Consider the following 18,885-nt stretch of genomic DNA (forward strand, 5'->3'; position numbering starts at 1 on the left):
CTCCCTTTCTTCTATTGTTCGGTTCTCATGCGCATCGGAATCTTTGCGGACACGCACGACCATCTCGATAATCTGCGCCTCGCGGTCGAGCGTTTTAACCGCGAGCAGGTCGAGTTGGTCCTGTTTGCTGGCGACCTGGTTTCGACGTTCGCCGTCCCGCCCCTCCGCAAGTTGCAGATGCCCATCATTGCCTGCTTCGGCGATAACGAAGGAAATAAAGTCGGCCTCCTCGCGGGCTTCGGGCTCCTCAAGGGGAAGCTTGCCGAGGCACCGGTTTTTTGGACGACCGACGACGGCACGCGTTTTGTCATCACGCACATGAAGCGGCAACTCCGCGGGCTGACCGAGGAGTACGATGTCGCCATCTTTGGCCACACCCATAAACCGCGAATCGAGCGGGACGAAGCCGGTCGCCTGCTCATCAACCCCGGCGAGACCAGCGGCTGGACGTTCGGCCGTCCGACCATCGTCCTCTTCGACACCACCACCCGCCACGCCGAAGTCGTCGACCTGCTCGTGCCAACGGCCACCCAACCAGCCCCCTGACCTTTCCACAACCGTAGCCTGCCTGCTGGCACCGTCTTGCCAGAAATTTCCGTAATCCCAACTCACTACGAAGCGGAATTGCTTCCGTAAGTTATTAAATGCAAACAACTTATGTGAATAGAATTAAGGACATTTCAAAAAATTAATTTCCATTATTTCCATATTCGCGGCCAACAATCTCCACCGGAACCCCGCGATTCCAGACCTTGCTCTGATCAGGAAATTTCCGTTATTCGCAAACATCGCACGTTCGCATTCTGGCCTGAACCCATTGTTCGCCAATAGCTTGCGCTCGCTCCAATCAGGCACTTTCCAGAATTCGATTTCCATTATCTTTCCGTTATTCCGAGTTCCCGTGCGGAAATCTCCCGGCCCCATTCGCAAGCCAGGCGATTCCGTTTTCACCAACTGGCCACTACTCACTTTCCAAATTGCGGCAGCGAACTTCGCAAACCTTATCTCGCCACTTCCTGCCATCACCGCACCTTCCCCTCCCTCCGCGCGCACCGATAGAACTCAGCAACTGCCTTAAATGTATTGCCAACATCCGAATAAACTGCCAAACACCTTTGTCCATTCTGATTAGATACTTACGCCGTGACACGTCTGGTCACGACGCCAAGTTTTTCGTAACCGTTCACGCCAGCATGTAAATCACATCCGCCGGATGTGATCCTGGTCGGCAGTTGGACCATCATTCGGCATCCGACCGGCAAACTACAAATTCGGTGTCTCGCCGCTTCAGGTTCCGGCCAGCGGCCAGAACCTACCGGGTACTGGCGTGAACGTTTACAGTTTTTTTGCGAAAGATCTCGCTGCCGCCATGCGGCGATAGCCAGTGACCAAAAACTTGCGGAATTTAGGTAACCCGAAGCGTCAGCGAGGAGAGTGCTCATCGTCGGTTTGAATTGTTGTCGCAGTTAGACCATTCGCTTCGGTCACCTGCGATTCACCTCGACCTTCGATCGAACGAATCACGGCACAATTCAATTCTGTGCCTCCTGATCGCTCTCCTCGCTGACGCTTCGGGTTTCCTGAAAAATGCCAGCGTGAATCGCGACAGACTTTTCCAGGATTTCCTCGCGATGGAGGTGAATCGACTTGGTCGCCAACCCGCGAGATTCTGCTGGCGGGTTATTCGTCTAGCTATTTGATGTGAGTTTACGCGGATACAATTTTCTCAAATAAGAAAGTCGCCTATCCAAGCTGCCAACGACCCTTGCCCCGATCGCTTCATCAATGAATCAAGAGCGTCTTCTTCGTATGGGCCTATCCGAGGCAGTCATCTCGAACATCGTAACGATCGTTTCCGAGGGTCGCGAGTTCATCGGCAGGTACAAAGATAACCCTGGCCAGCCGTCGGATTACGGCTTTTTCTCCAGCGACTTCGCACGAGAGCACGATCTGAGTCTTTACTTCGATGTCATCCACCTGGCTCACTTTGGCGTAGAGGATCCTCATCTGAGGATTCCAGTTGTCATTCCAACGGCAGCTCGTCTTGCTTGCGATTATTTTTTGGGTGACTGGCGGGAAAACACGATCGTCTACTATGAGCCTTGTGATCGCCAAAAATGTCGCGAAGTACTTAACTGGGTCGACGAGTTTCGCATGGGAGTTCTGTCAGCTTTGCTCGCGCGTGACTACGAAGTGCTGGCGGCAATCTGCAGCTATGTGAAGGACGATTTGCCACCTGATGACGGCGCTTGGCGGCGAACCATTGCAGATCGCCGGGCGTTGTACTTTCTGGCTGAAGTTTTGCCGCACTTTGTTCTGGCCCACTGGGCAGCAGTGCCGCCAACAAGCACGCTTAACAAACCTCGCGCAGCGGCACTGCAACGTGGCATTCAATGCATCGCAGCCGGCGATCCAGTAGCTTGTGCCAAGTACGTCACCAAGTTGGTGCGTGAATTCATTCGCTTGGACTTTCGGCCTCGGCACTCCAGAGTCCCTGTTAGCTGGGATGCTTCGATCTTATTCGCCGCAGCAGGGCTGCGCTGGCCAAATGGCTTGCAACTACCTTGTGAAGTGATGGATTTCATTTTGACAAAAGAATCCGTTGGCCTGGCCAACTAAGCGAAAGACGCATCACGCTAATCCTCCGTCACGCCCAGTCGGGGAGTGTGGTATTGGCCACTGCCCGCAAGCGCGGAATCGCTTCTTCCAGCAAACGAACAATATGGGTCGGTTTATTTTTGGTGGCACAATGACTTTTGATCCCGCAAACTTCGCCACACTTCCTGAGACGATCGATTAGATTAGGGCCATGAACTTTGGCCAGCAAAATCCAGCGAACGAGCGCGCAGATCAGAGTCCCGTCTATCGGGCCCTGTGGTCAGCCGTTGATTGCCCGCAGCAATTGTTTCAGTCAGCAGATGACCCCGTTCCCGCGCATGTTGAGTTGGTGATGTCCGCTTCACTGCAGGTCTTGCAGCAGCATCGCGAACGTGGAACCTTGCGCGGCACGGACAACAAGAACAGCGACGCGGTCATTCGCGAACTGGGTCGCGCTGGCTACTGGGGCTTGCTGGTGGCTCGCGACTATGGCGGCAGTGGCTGCGGACTGCGGCATTTTCTCCCCTTCCTCACGCGCGCGGCGACAATCGATGCTCCCTTCGCCGGCTTGGCAGCCGTGCATGGCTGCATCGGCGCGGTCGATCCCTTGCAGTCTTTTGGCAGTCCCGCGCAGCAGCAGCGATATCTCCCCGCACTGGCCCGCGGCGACAAGCTCTCGGCATTTGCCTCGACAGAACCTGCAGCGGGCTCCGACTTGCGCCGCATTCGCACGATAGCTGTGCGCGCCGGGAACGAACTGCGACTGACGGGCCAAAAAGCGTTCGTCACCAATCTGGCCCCTGGCCGCACGATTGGGCTCCTCTGCCGGTTGGAAGACCAACTGGCTGTGGTCGTTGTCGATTTGCCTGCGGAAGAGAACCAGCAGTTTTCGCTCGTGCCCAATCCACTCCATCCGCTACGGCATACGATCAATCAAGGAATGAAGCTGACCAACTTCGCGGTGCCACTCGATTCACTCCTTGCGCCACCTGCGGGTAAAGATGGCCTGGCGATTGTCTATCATGGATTGAATCGCGGCCGCGCAGCGATTGCCGCGCTGGCCGCGGGACATCTGCGGGCGATTCTCGGTGGTATGCTTGCCTGGGCCCGTTATCGCCACGTGCAAGGTCAGCCTTTGGCTGCGACCGAATTGGTGCAAGCGCGCGTGGCCCGCGTGGCGGCACTGATTGCGGGCTGCGATGCACTCGCCGCCTGGTGCGGCACGCTGCTCGATGCGGGCTATCGCTGCGAACTCGAAGCGATGATCGCCAAAGTCTTCGCCAGCCAGGCCGTGAAAGAAGCAGCGCTGAATCTGGCCTTGCCCACGCATGGCGGCCGCTTCTTTCTCCGCGGTCAGGCCACGGGGGACAACGCCTACGATTACCTCGCACCTTGCATCTACGAAGGCGAGAACGACTTGCTAGGGCTGGCGATGATTCACGCGCTCGCGAAGAAGCCGGCACGTCGATCGAAGGACGAAGAATCTCGCAGATCAAATGCGCTCCCTGCCGAATGGGGAGCGATGGGAGCCGAGCTTGAGCAGTTGCTCGATTCAAATGGCAAACTCGGCGGCACACAGAGCCAACTGCTCGAACTGGCTCAGCGCATTCAAGCGGTGACGGCGCTCACCGTGATTCAAGCGTGGCAACAACAATCGCCGAATCAATTGCAGCAATCAGCAGCAGAACTCCTTTGCCAACAAATGCAACGTACTCTCAGCGGCACGCGCGCCACGCCCAACGAACGAGCGTGCGAAGTGCAACTCGGTCGCGAAATTTTGACGAGCGATCCAGCCTGGCTCGGCCCGGTTGCCGAGTTCGAAATCCCGCTGTCGTACGACGCGTGATGCCCATCGTAATTTGACGCGGGGCCCAAACTGGCCAATACTGGCACGCTCCCACCTCCGGAAAGTCCTTCCCTCTCTTGCAAAGGTTCTTGTATGCGGCTTCAGCCCTTCTTCGTAGTTGGTTTACTTGCGCTCACCTGCTTCACCGCTGCTGCCCCCGCGGCGGAGCCATTTCAAGTCAAAGCGGGCGATGTGTGGGTGATGGCCGGCGACAGCATCACCGCCCAGCGTCAGCATTCGAATTACATCGAGGCTTACTACCGGACGCGTTATCCGAACTTGAAGGTGCAGTTTCGTAATTCGGGCGTTGGCGGTCACACCACTGGCAGCACGCTGGCCCGCTTTGACTACGACCTGGCTGCTTTCAAGCCCACGATCATTAGCATCGAACTCGGCATGAACGACGTCGGTGCTGGCGACGATCCGGCCAGGTACATCGCAGGCATGCAGAAGTTGCTTGCGAGCATTCGCGCCGTGAAGGCCACGCCGGTTCTCATTTCTTCGAGCCCGGTGAACGATGGGAGCAAAATGGACGACTGGAAGAGCGACCGCTGCCGCCGCATTCATCCGTACACCGATGCCCTCGCCAAGTTGGCCGCCGAAGAGAAAGTGGTGATGGTCGACCAGTATCACCCGCTCATCAAGCTCTGGCACGAGAACCGCAACGAAGACAACACGCAGAAGCTGAGCCTCGGGGGCGATCCAGTTCATCCTGGCCCGGTCGGACAATACACCATGGCCGCGGCCATTCTCGCCGGTCTCGGTGCCGAGAAAGAAGTCAGCTCAGCCACACTCGATGCGGACGGCAAGGTTGTCGACGCCAAGCAGTGCAAGATCTCGGACGTGAAGGCTGGCGCTGGTTCGCTTTCGTTCACACGCCTCGACGAACGTAGCCCCTGGCCCGTGCCCACCGCTTGCAAGACGGCGCTGCAAGTTCTCCCTTCGATTGCCGACCAGTCGCGCTACCTGCTGCAAGTCAACGGCCTGGCTGCTGGTGACTACAGCGTGTCGTTGAATGGCAAGGAAGTCGCCAAGGTCACTGCCGAGCAACTGGCCGCTGGCTGGAACATCGCCACTGCGGGCGAAGCAGCGACCGGCGAACGAGGTCAGCAAATCGTGGCTCTGATCGGCAAATTACAAGGCCCGGCCAACAACGCGTTCCGCACGGCCAGCAAGGCGAACGACGTAGCTGTGAAGGCGAAGGACGAAGCCAAGATCGCTGAAACTCAAAAGGCCATTGCCGAAGCTCAAGCAGCCATCGACGCGCTCGAAACGGAACTCGCCGCACTTTGCCAGCCCCAGCCGATTGCGTTTGAGATTAAGGGAGTGAAGTAGCGTTTGCCTTTGAAGTTAGCCGATCCCTTTCTCAAAGGAGAGAGGGATCAGCCTAGATTTGTTCACGTCCTAAAACGGAACGATATGGTCTGCGGAGTTGCCCGTATTTCGGAACTCCGCGTCGGCAGGGCAAGTATCCAAGTCCTTGAAAAAAACGGTTCGCCCGGCAATACCATCGGTCAGATGAATCGGATGTACGATCTCGTCGCCATCGACGCTGATGATTAGCTGGGCGTTACCCGCTTCCAATTGCTCTGGCTCGCGCAAGATGAGCGAGTTCTCGCCGACTTGAGAAACGCGCAGACGCAAACCATCCACTTGCAGGTGAATTCGTACTGCAGTGGACATTCCGTCGCTGTGAATGATCGCCATGACGTCCTCTGAATTATTCCAACGTGCTGCTTTGTACTGCCAGCACCATCGAAGTTCAATTGTACGCGAGTTGGGCAGTGGAACCGATGGCAGTGTTTGGGAAACGAATCGCCGAACTGCAGTTAAAATCTTGAAATTGCCGCAAACCTTTCAGCAGGAACTGGAAAGCTATCGGCGACTATTTCAGGCCAATATTACTGAGATTTGTGGGTATGCCGTTCCTCGCTTGATCGATTTCTCGGTACCGCTACTGGCAATCGAAATCGATATCGTTCAGCCACCTAGAATTCTTGACTTCGGTAAGGTGACCCTGGATCGTCCGCCCGACTTTAGCGAACAAACGATGGCTGACTGGAACGATCTTCAGCAAGAGCTTTGGGGCGATCACTGGCCAACGATTCAGAAAATCCTCGCCCGCCTGAGATCGCTCGGAATTTACTACAGCGACCCCAATCCCTATAACATCACCCCGGAAAACTGGGATCCAGAACTGTAAATTAAACAGGTCTTGTCTTACACCAACTCCCCAATCACCTTCCCGGTGCCGACCAGGTGTTGCGGGCGACCGGAGGGATCGGTGAGCGTGGTGCTCACGGGGTCGATGCCCAGTTTGCGATAGAGTGTGGCCATCACGTCTTGATAGTGAACGGGACGTTCGATGGCAACCGCGGCGTTGCGGTCGGTCTTGCCGATGACTTGCCCGGTCTGCATGCCGCCACCGGCCAGCAGGGCCATCCCCACACCGGGCCAGTGATCGCGGCCCGCATTCTTGTTGATCTTGGGAGTGCGGCCGAATTCGCCCCAGACGATGATCGAGACGTCGTCGAGCATGCCGCGCTCTTCAAAGTCGTTGACGAGCGTGGTGAGCCCGTGGTCGAGCACCGGCATCAAGCGGCGCATGCGGTCGAAGTTGCCGCTATGCGTGTCGTAATCGGCCAGCGTGAGACTGACGCAGCGAACCCCCGCTTCGACGAGCCGTCGCGCGAGCAAAAACTTGTTCGTGGCAAAGCCCGCGTCGCTGGTGCCGACTTGTTCAACCGGGTTTTCGAGTTCGTAGCGCTTCAGCCCCACGGCTGGCTCGTCTTGCAGATCGAGTGCGCGGGCGAAGCGACCAGAAGTCAGAATGCCGACTGCTTGCTGCGAAAAATTATCCATCGCGCCCATCATTCCGCTGCGGTCCACTTCGCGGCGGTAACGATCGAGACCTGCGAGAAGCTGGCGACGATCGTCGATGCGACCGAGCGACAGCGTTTCGTTCAGCGCGAGACTGGTGGCGTGGTTCTGGCCGCGACGGGCCAGTTCGCCGACCATTCCTTGTTCGAGTTCGCGCACAAACAGGTGCGAAATATCGGGCCGAAAGGCCTGGTAAGAAGGACCGAGGAAACCAGGCCGCGCACTGTTGCGCACGAGCGGACGGCCTTGCATCATGTCGACAAACGACGGGGCCGGATCGCGCGTGGTCCCTTGCAACTTGCCGAGTACGCAGCCGAGCGCCGGCCAGCCACCCATCGTATTCAGTTCTTTGGCCCCAAAGCCCGACTGGCATTGAAACGCATCGTGGGCACCCGCGGAACCGACCAACGAGCGGATGAACGCAAACTTTTTCGCATTCGCCGCCAGTTTGGGAAGGAGTTCGCCCACGTGAAAGCCTGGGATAGCAGTTGGAATGCTGGTGAACTCGCCGCGAACTTCGACCGGTGCTTCCGGCTTCAGGTCGATCATGTCTTGCTGCGGCGGCCCACCGTCGAGGTGAATCAAAATCACCGCCTTCTGCGAATTCCGCACACCGGCTGCTGCTTCTGCTCGCAGCATGGTCGGCAACGAGAATTGTCCCAGTGCCAGCCCGCCGAAGGCTAGCGAACCGGCGCGGACGAAGTCCCGCCGGGTCAGGCCATCGCAGTATCGATACTTTCCGCCTTGAATATTCAGCATCGGACCAACTCAGCTTGTGGGGTGCAGGAGGGGAGGGAGTTGAGGTGGGCATCAATCCACAATCGCTGATGAATATGATCGTCTCTCGGAGTGTGCCGAGTCAAGCGAAGGTCGCCGGCAAGCCGAGCGAATGCAGTGGCCGCTAGCAACAAGCAGCAGAAGCCCTGCGGGCTGGCGCGAGCCGCGTACAGATTCGCGGGGGAAGTGCCGAAAGTGAGAGCATACGCTTTTCCCAGCGGGACTCTCCTGCGGCAGAGCCGCAAATCTACCCTACCCAGCAAGAAGCGCGACGAAGATGGATTTTCGACGCAGCGGTCAGCTCGACGAGCGCCGGCGGCGCGTTCTCATGGATGAGATCGCTACGCCCAGCGACACCGACAAAGCCCAGGCGACTACGTCGTCGAAGGGGCCTGTCCGAGCGTATAGCGAAAGCGTCCTCAGCGACCGCCAAAAGCGCGTCAGCGAGTTCATTCCACTCCGTCCCTTTGCCGTCATCGCCACCATCTTACTGCTGCTGACTGCGGTCGCCGGCATCGAAGCACTCTATATCTTTGCCACGCCACCCGGCGGCTATGCCAAAATAAATCCGGCACAGATCAAGGCCGGCGCTACGACTGCGGAACATCCGTTCGCCGCGCTCGATTTAGATGCGCGGGGCAATATCGGCTCTTGGTTCTCGTCGCTGATGTTCGCCGGCGGCGTGCTGATGGTTTATAGCCTGCTCTCGATTCGCGCCCATCGCGTGGACGATTACCGCGGCCGCTATCGCGTTTGGTGGTGGGTCGGCGTCGCACTCGCGTGGGCCAGCATCGATACCGCGACTGGCCTGCACGATGCCTTGGGTCACGCGCTGCAATTGCTGGCCGGCGATGGCATGCCCGGCGGCCATAAGCTGCTGTGGGTCGGCATCTATGGCCTGATCTTTGGCACGCTTGGACTGCGCGCCTCGTTCGAAATCTGGTCTTCGCTGGCTGCGATGGTCGCCGCTTCCTGTGCAGCTTTGCTTTACTTCGCTGGCATCGCCTTGCACCTCGAAATGGCTCCGCTACCTGGCGGGCATGTCCTGCAAACGGTGATCTCCAGCAGCCTCACCTTGCTGGCTCACGTTTCGCTCATCACGGCGGTCCTGCTCTATGCTCGGCACGTCCACTTCGACGCTCAAGGGCGCTTGATGGTGACGGTCGATGCCTCGCCGAAGGCCAAAAAGAAACCGAAGAGCAAAGCCAAGTTGGCAGTTGTTGCGGATGACGATGCCGAGAAGAAACCAGCCGCCAAGGACAAGAAGGAAGCGGATAAAAAAGAGGTCGACAAGAAGGAAGCGCCAACTGCTGCCAAGCCCGCCGCAGCCAGTGGCTTGAAGTTTGGCTCGTCAACCGCTCCCACGGCTTCGGCCAGCATCAGCAGCAAGACGAACACCGCACCCAGTAACTATGCCGACGACGATGACGAGGATGAAGACGAGGACGAAGACTCGAACCTCTCGAAGTCTGAACGTCGCCGCCTGAAAAAGCTCGCCCGCCGCGACCCCGGCCAACAACGCCGCGCCGCGTAGCCGGTAGCTGGTAGCTGGTAGGTCAGGCAGGTTGGTTGCGCTTTGCAGTTGGTTGGCCAGGTCGGTACCCCGCACGGACGAACCAGGCCTGACCCAACAAACAACACACCGGTTTATTCCCCGCGTTGCGGCAACTCCGGTGATCGATTGTCGCCACGAAATTGTGTCGATAGCGGGACATATTTTGCACACACACCTTGGAGACAACCGTTGATCGGCAAAGGATTCTAAGCGATCCCGCATCGTCTTGCCAAATCACGCTCGCAGCATTTCAAACTCCGTCTGTCAGGACGGAGTACCGGCCTGACCTACTTACTTACTGCCGAGTTTGCCGGCAACCACGGATTCGGATTTGATGTGAGCAGATCTTCATGAAGTGATCGAAGTGCGGCACTACGATCCAGCCCTTCTTCCTCGATCGCAATCAGAACATCAAATGCTACCTGATATGCAACCGCTCGTACCAAATGCGTTATTTCCGACGGTTTCACGCCGAATCCTTGTAGCTTGCGAATAGCAGCAACCCCTTCGCTCGTCATCGCGGGCAGCTCACTCGACTTAGCGCTGAACATTTCCGTGAGCCTGTCCGAAGTGGTCCATGAGTCAATTGCGTCCTCCCAGAGTCGCTTCAGCAACCGATCTCGTTTGGTAGTTATTCGTTTCTTGACCCTGGGCAAATCTCCTCTTGAAACTTCAGGTAAGCTGGAACTGGTTCCGATAGTACTCTCGCCGCTTCTGCTCCAAACTCGACGAAGCCTCAAGCCCGTAAGAGAGTGTTTTTGAACAAGGTCCACCAAGCTATCCGTTGCATAGTAGTGAAAGGATCCCGGGAGCCTAAAAAGTAAGTCATTTGGAATCATATTCTCAACAAACACAGGATCGCGAATCTGAGAATTGTCTGGTGTCTTCGACCAGAACGGCGATTTATCTAAATCAAGACAACTAGATGTCTTAGGCAAATACAATCCCCAATATGTTTGACCTAGGCTTTCAAATGGCAGAAGTTCACAACACGAGGCAAGCGGCTTTCCAAGAAGATCAATCACACGTGCAGTCGCAGCGATGCGAGCAAATATCACCGGCCCCCCAACGAAGTCCCCAGCCATTCCAGGCAAAACATCGACAGGGCCTTTTGTCCAGTACTTCGCTAGCGATACTCCATTGAGCATCTCTTTAAATCTATTCGCGAACAGGTCCGATCGTTTATCACGAAAGCCAACAAAGCGATTAGTGTCATCTTCCACTCGGAATACATTCATCACAAACTCCCGCCCTGACTTAATGCGAGGGGACCAGGTTGAGCAGGCCGGCGATGGTCGCTGCTTCAGTTTCCATTCACCGTGATTGCCGTGGTTTTGCTGCCCGATCATTCGCACGTATTGGGGCAATTGCTTCCGACGATCGCGACTCACATTGCTCGAAGAACATTCCAGCAAATTGTATCCGTTCGCGCCAGCACTTGGTGGGATAATGATTTGCGTATTCTTAGGAAACCCAAAGAGGTGCTGGAGTCAAAAGACGGCGGGGTGGCACCGTCAATCTTGTGAATAGATATTGAAAAGTGTGCCACTGGCTGCCTGGGCCAGTGCTGAGGTGTGTACGATGCTCGTTGGGCAGTAGGACGTCAAGGGAGTTTTTGGCAGGAGGCGGCAGTAGGCAGGTCAGGCAGGTACTCCTGCCTGACACAATGCGAGGGGACCACGTTGAACAGGCTCCCGACGATCGCGATTCGCGTTGATCGAAGATTCTCAGCAAGTTTACTCGCCGGTGGTTGAACTAAGGCAGGCACGAGCAACCTTCCGCCAGAATTGGCGAGTGACCGAATGACCGGCGTCACGACAATTGCTATTCTGTCAGGGCGGAGTACTGACCTGACCTACTGACTGACTACAACCCTTCACATTAACATGTCATCGCACGCAATACTAATAGTCAACGGCAAAAAGCACTCCGTCTCAGACGGTTGCCTTGCAATTGCCATGCTTTATTTGATCGATGCAGCGTCGTCTGATCTTCAGGAATCCGAACAAGGAAATGCGGAGAAGTTATCGGGGTGGTGGAATGACCGTGCTACGACGGGGATCTACTATCTGGATGTCGAAAGTGAGTTGCGCGAAGTCGAGGTCCCCCACGTCGACTTTCAGAGGCTCGCAAAGGCAGCATTAGAGAGAATGTCGCAGGAAGAGGGAGAATTCTTGAATCGCGATAAATGCACTCGCCTTACTGCTGCGGTTGGACGTAAGGACGAGACGTGCCACACCCCTCCGCTTCGGGAGATTCTTGGAATTCTGGCCGGATAAAACGGTAAGCTTTTCATGGGCCCGACTTGATCAGTAGGTAGTTCAGGCAGGTACTCCTGCCTGACACAATGCGGTTCGACTCGGCGCATGGGACCAGAGTTGCGGGGCAACGCGGGAGAGTTAAACGGCGGTTTGTTGTTGGGGCAGGGCTGGTTTGTCAGGACGGAGTACCGGCCTGACCTACAAACTCATTCAGATCTTCTTCCCAAAACTGTTTGCTGCTAACGCGATTACCAATTTGAAGCGTGTAGTATGGTCGCTCTTGCTTCCAATGCCATTGAACGCCGACAACTGTGCCGTTTACATCGCCCGATTTTCCGTTTATGCGGATCCTTTGGTTTAAATGAAAACGTGGTGCATGAACTGTTTCGAAAAGAGAGGGGGCGACCCTGAATCGCTCATCGCCATATGAAATATAAATCCAATCACCTTCTATACCCTCAACACAAAACACCTTTCCGTATGGACTGAGTCTTGTCAGTCTCTCGAGGTCATCTGGCTGTACCTTGTCAATTCCATGCTCCTTGAACCATGGATAGAGACCGTACGAACCAACAGCAACTGGCACCGTCATACATCCTACTCCTCTGCATCTCCTTGACCATAGACTGGCGGGGCCATGCCGTTAAGCCGGTAGCTCAGGTCGGTACTCCGCCCTGACAAATGAGCGCTGCCGAAGGTTGTGTGCGCGAATGTTTCTTTGGTGGCGATCCTCACGATTCGCTTTTTATTCAGCTCAAAGTCAACGTGTCAGGGCTGAATATCCTCCGGATGTAGCCGAAGTAACTGTTCTTGAGACTTTCCAATTGTCAACCGAAACCTGGACGCTCCACACGGCTTCACGATCATCCCTTTGCCGAGGACATACTCCGAAAACCCCAGATCATCAACATTCACATGAGCATCCAAGAACTTAGTTTTTTGCGCATGGCGCTTTCGCATTCCCAAAGTGATAGGCTGTGTAGGTTCCAAATCTAACTTTAAACCATAAACTCTTCGCGGCGTTCCTGAAATAGTCACACGGTCTAACTCACCTGGAACAGAAAGAAGGTCGTAGTAACTTTCAAACGTTCCATCGCTGCGACGCAACTCAATCTCTATCATTCCATTTGCGCCTACTGAGTTCGCCATCCGCGTTTTGTACACCTGCACGTGAGCATACGCATCTGGAAACCACAGACGATACAGTGGAATCGAAATCCCGAGAAAAAGGGCAACTGCGCATACGACCATCAACAATGAACGCACAGAGAATCGCATGAATGAATTCGTCCTCACGGCGGGGTGGCACTCAACGCCGTGAACCCTTTTTGGCGAGAGTGAAAAAGTCTTGATGCGATTGAGGTTAGTGGCGATGCTTTCGTTTCTCACCGCGAAAGGATCGTTCACCGCTCACCCGAAAGGATTCGGGAATGTCGCATCAAGACCCTAGTCGAAGTCAGCAAGGTCGAAGTCAGGTTGTCGTTGCCGAGTTCCAAGCGGATCAGCTCAAGCAGTCACTGGAGCGATTGCTCGGCGAGGGGGACTGGGGTGCGATTCGGTTTCGTGACGACTGCACGTGGGGCCCACGGCAATTGGCGGCCACGGCGTTGCTCTGGGCTTGGTCGGATGAACTCACGCTGGGGGACCGCTTCTTTGCTGCCCGCAGATTAGCTCAATTTCTGTTTGCGCCGCAACAGGAGTTTGCCAGTTCGGTGCAAGCCTTCATGAAGTTGCTGCTGCGTTGGACGGTGCTGCTGGTCGGCGTATTGCAGGTGACGTTTCGACGGCAGATGCAGCGTGCATTACCCACCCTTTGGCGAGTTCATGGCCTGGTCCTCTTCGGCATTGATGGCAGCCGAGTCGACGTGCCGCGAAGCAAGTCACACGAGGCGGCACATGCTCCGGTTCGCGATGGTAAGGGACGAAAACTCAAACGCAATCGTCGCCAGAAACCGCGCACCGCGATTCACTCGCGCAAGGCAAGCGTCCCGCAAATGTGGTTGACCCTGCTGTTTCACGTCGGCACAGGACTGCCTTGGTCGTGGCGAATCGGTCCGACCGGCAGTAGCGAGCGCGAGCATTGGTTGGCGATGCTCGACGAACTTCCGAGCAATGCCCTGATCACCGCCGATGCTGGCTTCGTGGGTTACGATTGTCTGCGCGCCGTTGTTAACAGTGGTCGCCATTTCCTGGTGCGAGTCGGTTCGAATGTGCGTCTGCTGTACAAGCTGGGCTTCTCCCGCGAAGTCGTTGGCACGGTGTATCTCTGGCCCGATCGTGCTGCCCGTCGCAGTCAGCCGCCGCTCGTGTTACGCCTCGTCGTGGCCACTGGTGGAAAGTATCCGGTCTACTTGCTCACCAGCGTCGGAGAAGAAGAATTATCGCGCGGGCAAGTCCTCGACGTTTACCGTCGTCGCTGGGGCGTGGAACTCTTCTTTCGCCACTTGAAGCAAACGTATCAGCGCCGCAAACTTCGCAGCACCAATGCCGCGCATGCGCGTTTGGAGTTGGAGTGGTCGCTGCTGGGACTATGGAGCATGGCGCTCGATGCTCAGGTCCAAGCGACGCGCGTACAACTAGATCCTACTCAACTCAGCCTAGCGGGCGTCTGGCGCACGTATCGGCGGCTGATGCGCGACTATCGACATCCGCTGGCTCGGCAACAATCGCTCCCCCACCAACTCCCTCAAGCAGTGCGCGACACCTACGAGCGAGCCAACAAATCCAGCCGCAACTATCCTCGCAAAAAACGTCCCGACCCGCCCGCTGGCTCTCCCGAGTTCCTACTCGCCACCAAGTCCCAAATCCATCGCGCCCGCTACCTCACGACCGCTGCCTAAAAAGGGTTCACGGCGTTGGGTGGCACTGCCTAATATGTGATTAGTTATTCACAAGTGTGCCACTGGCTGCCTTGGCCAGTGCTGAGGTGGGTACGATGCTCGTTGGGCAGTCGGACGTCAAGGGAGTTTTTGGCAGGAGGTGGCAGCTCGAACCAGGCCAGAACTCGCGGGAGACAAATCGTGCGTTACGGGCCAAGCCAGAAGTCCGGCGGCGTGGGTGGCACCTATAGGAAGTCCCAACTCAAGTCTGACGCTGGTTGCCCGGGGCGAGTGCTGGTGGGGGTACAAACGTCATGCGGCAACAAGAAATCGACGTAAGTCGATAATAGCTAAAATGGGTGGTGTTCAACTACTGCCGCAGCCACCTGCGATTTTTCTCGGGGAAACCCAATACAAACCACCCGAAAGAACTGGTCTTAATTGGACAAGTTGGTGGTGCGGAGTGACTGGGCCGGCAAAGTTACGTCGCGGATGAACGGGGCGAGCAGAGCAAAAGCCAGATAGCCACTTCGCCAAGTCTTGGCATGTCTTGGGTCGCTCCCGGTGGTAGACTCCGGTTCTATTTGCTGGCGATCGTACTGCTGACGATCTTGAATTCAACGTTCGCTGCCTCTTCACTCGCGGTGACTGCCATGTGGGATATTTGGACCGCGGTTGTAGTGATGTCGTTCGTCTCGGCGGGCGCGGCGATTCTTTCCGCTCGATTCCTTTGGGCAGAGAAGGGGCAAAGCAACATGCTGCTGCTGGCCCTTTCGATTCTGGCGATGGTGTTGTTCCTGCAATTCTGGGCAGGCCAACTTTTCTGGGCCCGCGTTGTTCCCAGCTCGGCCGCCATCGTCTACACGAACCTGACCGCGATCTTCGCCGCGCTGGGTGCAGGGTGGGCCTGGCGATTGCCACAGATGGCACGCTGGCGTCGAGCCCTGATGGCGACCGCCTTGGGGTTCGCTTCGCTAGCGGCGATTCTCTGGCCTCTCTTGTCGATCGCTTTGCGGCCGCCGCCGGCAGGTCAAGACAAATGGCAAGGGCCCGTGGCGATGCAAAGCTCGTGGGCCACTTGCAGCCCGGCCGCCGCCGCCACGTTGCTACGTGCGGAAGGAATCTCCGTCAGCGAGCGCGACATGATCCCGCTCTGCCTGACCGACTACGACGGCACGCCCACGCTGGGACTCTATCGCGGCATCCAACTGATGGCCGCGAAAAACAACCGCCAAGTCGAGATCGTCGACCGCAGCTTGAGTCGATTGCTCCTCGACAACGACTGGCCGGTGCTCATGGCCGTCCGATTGCCGCTGGGGGTTGAAGACGAGCGCTTCGAAAAGGAATGGGGCTGGATCCCCGGCATGGGGCACGCCGTCGTCGCCCTCGACCGCCACCCCGATGGCGGCTTCGTCATGGCCGATCCAGCTGTCGGCCTGGAGGTCTGGTCCGAGGAGAAACTCAAGACACTCTGGCAGGGGAACGGAATGAGGATGAAGTAGCGCTATTTCCTGGGCGGTTCACTCCCCGCTTGGGTTGGGGCACGGTTCGCCCAGGATTTGGCGAGCGCTCAGGCGCTTGGTACATTGGGCGACGGCTTCCTTTGCCCTCACGCAGAAAACTCGCCCAGGAACCTCGATCATGTCTCGCTGCCGCCTGTTCCTCTGTTTGCTGATTGGCACGCTCGTCGATCTGTCTGGCGCAATCGCTTCGGCTGCCGATAAACCCCCGGTCTTTCGCGCGGGGGCTTTTGCGATGGATGTCACGCCGCTGCAGTTGCCGGTGATTGTGAACGGCGGCATGAGCGAACGAGTTGCCGACAAGATCGAAGATCGGCTGCATGCCCGCTGCCTGGTCCTCGACGACGGGAAGAATCAAATCGCCATCGTCGTTGTCGATAGTTGCATGATGCCGCGCGAATTGCTCGACGAAGCCAAAGAGATGGCCAGCAAAGCGACCGGCATTCCCACCGAGCGCATGCTCATTTCGGCCACGCACACCCATAGCGCGCCGAGCGTGCATGGCTGCCTGGGGTCGGATGCCGACGAAGCTTATAGCAAGTTCTTGCCCGTGCAGATTGCCAAGGGAATTGCCCAAGCTCACTCCCGCTTGCAGCCCGCGCGCATTGGTTGGGGCGTAGGTCGCGATGAGCAGAACGTGGCTTGCCGGCATTGGGAAATGAAGCCTGGCATCGCGCCGACGAATCCGTTTGGAGGCACCAAGAACGACACCGTGATGATGCACCCTGGGTTTGACAATCCCAATAAGATTCGCGCCACGGGGCCGACCGATCCTGAAGTTCCCGTGCTCAGTTTGCAAACTCCGGAAGGCAAGCCATTAGCAGTTCTGACCAACTATTCGCTCCACTATGTCGGCGCGCCGGCCCTCTCGGCCGATTACTTCGCGCTGGTCTGCGAAGAGATGCAGCGCCTGCTTAAAGCGGATGAGGTACCGGGGTTTATGGCCGCGCATAGCAATGCCACCAGCGGCGATCTTTGGTTGATGGATTACACCAAGCCGCGGCGGATGTTCGATCGGCAAACCGTGGCCAAGGAAGTCTCGGCAGCTGCTTTCGCCGCGTTTGAGAAGATTCAATATTTCGACTGGGTGCCGCTGGTGATGACCGAAGAAAAACTGACGCTAAAAATTCGCAAGCCCACGGCGGAAGAAATCGAACAAGCGCGCGAGTTTGTCAAAACCTATGAAGGTCGCAAACCCAAGACTGTGCCAGAAGTCTATGCTCGCGAAACGCTCCTCATGCACGATATGCCGCCGACGCGCGAGTTGAAGTTGCAAGCCATTCGGCTGGGCGACTTGGGCATCGCCACGATTCCCAACGAGACTTACGCGAGCACGGGCCTGTTCATCAAAAAGAACAGCCCGCTCAAGACCACCATGAATATCGAGCTGGCTAATGGGTGCGAAGGTTATATTCCACCCGAAGAATTGCACAAGCTGGGCGGTTACACCACCTGGCGAGCGCGCACGAGTTGCCTGCAAGTGGATGCCGAAGAGCAGATTCGCAACAAGCTGGTCGAGTTGCTGCAGGTCGTTGCCAAAGAGCGAACCGCGGAAGCTGCGGTACCCTCCAAACCCTAGGTCGAGGGGCTAACGGGAACTGCTGTTGGTTTCACTCGTCGGCTGGGGCAACTGTTTGAGCCAGGTTTCGAGCGAAACCAGGTTGTTGCAAAAGTTAGCGCCTGGCATTGCCGCGCGCAAGTTCTCGTCGACCGCGCGACCACCAACCACAATGGGCGTATTGCTCCCTAGTGTGGCTGCGAGTCGCCCATAGTCGGCCGCAAAATCTGGCGGGTTCGAGACGTGCGACACGCTGAGCCAGAACAATCCCGGCCGCTGTTGCAGGGCAGCAGTTGCCAGCGTTTCGAAGGGCAAGTTGCTCCCCAGCGAAACCGTGCGCCAACCATTCTGCCGCATTACTAGTTCGACCAACGCCCCGGGCAGTTCGTACCAATCGCCAGTCGGCGTTGCACCGAGCGCAAGCGGTGCTTCGGGCGGCGGTTGCACAATCAGTCGGCGAATTTCGTCGATCACCCGCGTGCAAATTCGGCAGGCCAATCGTTCGCGATAGACTTCGACATCGCCGCAGGCCCACAGTTCGCCGATTCGCGCAAACGCGGGCGCTAAGACCGCATCGCCAATCTGACTCACGCGGTGATGGTCGAGAAACAAATCCATCAGCAGGCGACGTGCGCCGAGTTCATCGCCGGCGACGAGCAGGTTAACGAGTTCGGCACTTCCATCGCTGAGCGTTCGACGCCGGCCACCCAAAGGAGAAGGTAGCCCAAGTACCTCGGGGTGCGCGAGCGTTCGCTGGCTCGTCTTGATGAAATCGAGCACGCCCTGCACAGGCAACCGACGATGTCCCCCGACCGTGCAAACGGTGGGAATCAGCCCGCGGTCGCACCACCGCTTCAGCGACGACTCGCTGACGCCGATGGCTCGGGCAACCTGTTTAGGGGAGAAAGTTTCGGACACAGCAGTGCCTGCCTGAGTAATGAGATACCGAACCGTCGACTTGGTATCGTCCTGGACATTTTGACAACGAACGACCTGATGGCAAGTGTGTTTATTTGGCAGACAATTCGTAAGCCTTTGCAGATAAACACCTTAAATGCAACTGCGAACGAA

15 protein-coding genes are annotated in these 18,885 nt (G+C 57.0%); 9 read left to right on the forward strand and 6 right to left on the reverse strand.

What is annotated here, in order from left to right; translation table 11 throughout:
• Nucleotides 1-27: 27 nt before the first annotated feature.
• The 4 genes from ETAA8_RS29685 to ETAA8_RS29700 all read left to right on the forward strand — a co-directional run bounded on the left by ETAA8_RS29685 (nt 28) and on the right by ETAA8_RS29700 (nt 5,779).
• Nucleotides 28-546 carry a metallophosphoesterase gene (locus ETAA8_RS29685; RefSeq protein ID WP_145097545.1) on the forward strand — a complete coding sequence of 173 codons (519 nt, stop codon included), beginning with the start codon at nt 28-30 and terminating at the stop codon, nt 544-546.
• Between the two features lie 1,263 nt (nt 547-1,809).
• Entirely contained in the window at nt 1,810-2,619 is an 810-nt protein-coding gene (locus ETAA8_RS29690) for a hypothetical protein (RefSeq protein WP_145097548.1), read from the forward strand.
• A 331-nt stretch (nt 2,620-2,950) separates the two neighbouring features.
• A complete protein-coding gene (locus ETAA8_RS29695) occupies nt 2,951-4,444 on the forward strand; it encodes an acyl-CoA dehydrogenase family protein (protein WP_202921344.1) in 1,494 nt (497 codons plus the stop codon).
• Nucleotides 4,445-4,537: 93 nt separating this feature from the next.
• On the forward strand, nt 4,538-5,779 hold the full coding sequence (locus ETAA8_RS29700) for an SGNH/GDSL hydrolase family protein (protein WP_145097554.1): 1,242 nt from the start codon (nt 4,538-4,540) through the stop codon (nt 5,777-5,779).
• 69 nt (nt 5,780-5,848) lie between these two features.
• Here the strand turns inward: ETAA8_RS29700 and ETAA8_RS29705 are convergent, their stop codons facing one another.
• Complete coding sequence (locus ETAA8_RS29705; RefSeq protein ID WP_145097556.1) at nt 5,849-6,127, reverse strand: hypothetical protein; 279 nt, start codon at nt 6,125-6,127, stop codon at nt 5,849-5,851.
• 13 nt (nt 6,128-6,140) lie between these two features.
• Between ETAA8_RS29705 and ETAA8_RS29710 the strand changes: the two genes are divergently transcribed.
• The gene (locus ETAA8_RS29710) at nt 6,141-6,647 is read left to right on the forward strand and encodes a hypothetical protein (RefSeq protein ID WP_238397614.1); all 507 of its coding nucleotides are present in this window, start codon (nt 6,141-6,143) and stop codon (nt 6,645-6,647) included.
• A gap of 17 nt (nt 6,648-6,664) precedes the next feature.
• Here ETAA8_RS29710 and ETAA8_RS29715 read toward each other — a convergent pair whose 3' ends face one another.
• Entirely contained in the window at nt 6,665-8,083 is a 1,419-nt protein-coding gene (locus ETAA8_RS29715; RefSeq protein WP_145097561.1) for a DUF1501 domain-containing protein, read from the reverse strand.
• A gap of 295 nt (nt 8,084-8,378) precedes the next feature.
• On the opposite strand from ETAA8_RS29715, the gene ETAA8_RS29720 reads away from it, so the two are divergent.
• Entirely contained in the window at nt 8,379-9,635 is a 1,257-nt protein-coding gene (locus tag ETAA8_RS29720; RefSeq protein WP_145097564.1) for a hypothetical protein, read from the forward strand.
• A gap of 308 nt (nt 9,636-9,943) precedes the next feature.
• Here the strand turns inward: ETAA8_RS29720 and ETAA8_RS29725 are convergent, their stop codons facing one another.
• The 3 genes from ETAA8_RS29725 to ETAA8_RS29740 form a co-directional block, all read right to left on the reverse strand.
• Complete coding sequence (locus ETAA8_RS29725) at nt 9,944-10,894, reverse strand: hypothetical protein (RefSeq protein ID WP_145097567.1); 951 nt, start codon at nt 10,892-10,894, stop codon at nt 9,944-9,946.
• A 1,198-nt stretch (nt 10,895-12,092) separates the two neighbouring features.
• Nucleotides 12,093-12,509 carry a DUF6960 family protein gene (locus tag ETAA8_RS29735; protein ID WP_145097573.1) on the reverse strand — a complete coding sequence of 139 codons (417 nt, stop codon included), beginning with the start codon at nt 12,507-12,509 and terminating at the stop codon, nt 12,093-12,095.
• A 176-nt stretch (nt 12,510-12,685) separates the two neighbouring features.
• Nucleotides 12,686-13,195: a hypothetical protein gene (locus tag ETAA8_RS29740; protein WP_145097576.1), complete on the reverse strand. Its 510-nt coding sequence runs from the start codon at nt 13,193-13,195 to the stop codon at nt 12,686-12,688.
• A gap of 152 nt (nt 13,196-13,347) precedes the next feature.
• Here ETAA8_RS29740 and ETAA8_RS29745 point away from each other — a divergent pair, with 152 nt between their 5' ends.
• From ETAA8_RS29745 to ETAA8_RS29755, 3 genes are all read left to right on the forward strand, one after another.
• Nucleotides 13,348-14,757, forward strand: a complete 1,410-nt coding sequence (locus ETAA8_RS29745; protein ID WP_145083689.1) for a transposase — start codon at nt 13,348-13,350, stop codon at nt 14,755-14,757.
• 524 nt (nt 14,758-15,281) lie between these two features.
• Entirely contained in the window at nt 15,282-16,238 is a 957-nt protein-coding gene (locus ETAA8_RS29750) for a cysteine peptidase family C39 domain-containing protein (RefSeq protein ID WP_238397615.1), read from the forward strand.
• 139 nt (nt 16,239-16,377) lie between these two features.
• A complete protein-coding gene (locus tag ETAA8_RS29755; RefSeq protein ID WP_145097579.1) occupies nt 16,378-17,835 on the forward strand; it encodes a hypothetical protein in 1,458 nt (485 codons plus the stop codon).
• 9 nt (nt 17,836-17,844) lie between these two features.
• Here the strand turns inward: ETAA8_RS29755 and ETAA8_RS29760 are convergent, their stop codons facing one another.
• Complete coding sequence (locus tag ETAA8_RS29760; RefSeq protein ID WP_145097582.1) at nt 17,845-18,732, reverse strand: B12-binding domain-containing protein; 888 nt, start codon at nt 18,730-18,732, stop codon at nt 17,845-17,847.
• Between the last annotated feature and the right edge of the window lie 153 nt (nt 18,733-18,885).

Origin of the sequence: Anatilimnocola aggregata, from assembly GCF_007747655.1 — a bacterium.
Classification (GTDB): Bacteria; Planctomycetota; Planctomycetia; order Pirellulales; family Pirellulaceae; genus Anatilimnocola; species Anatilimnocola aggregata.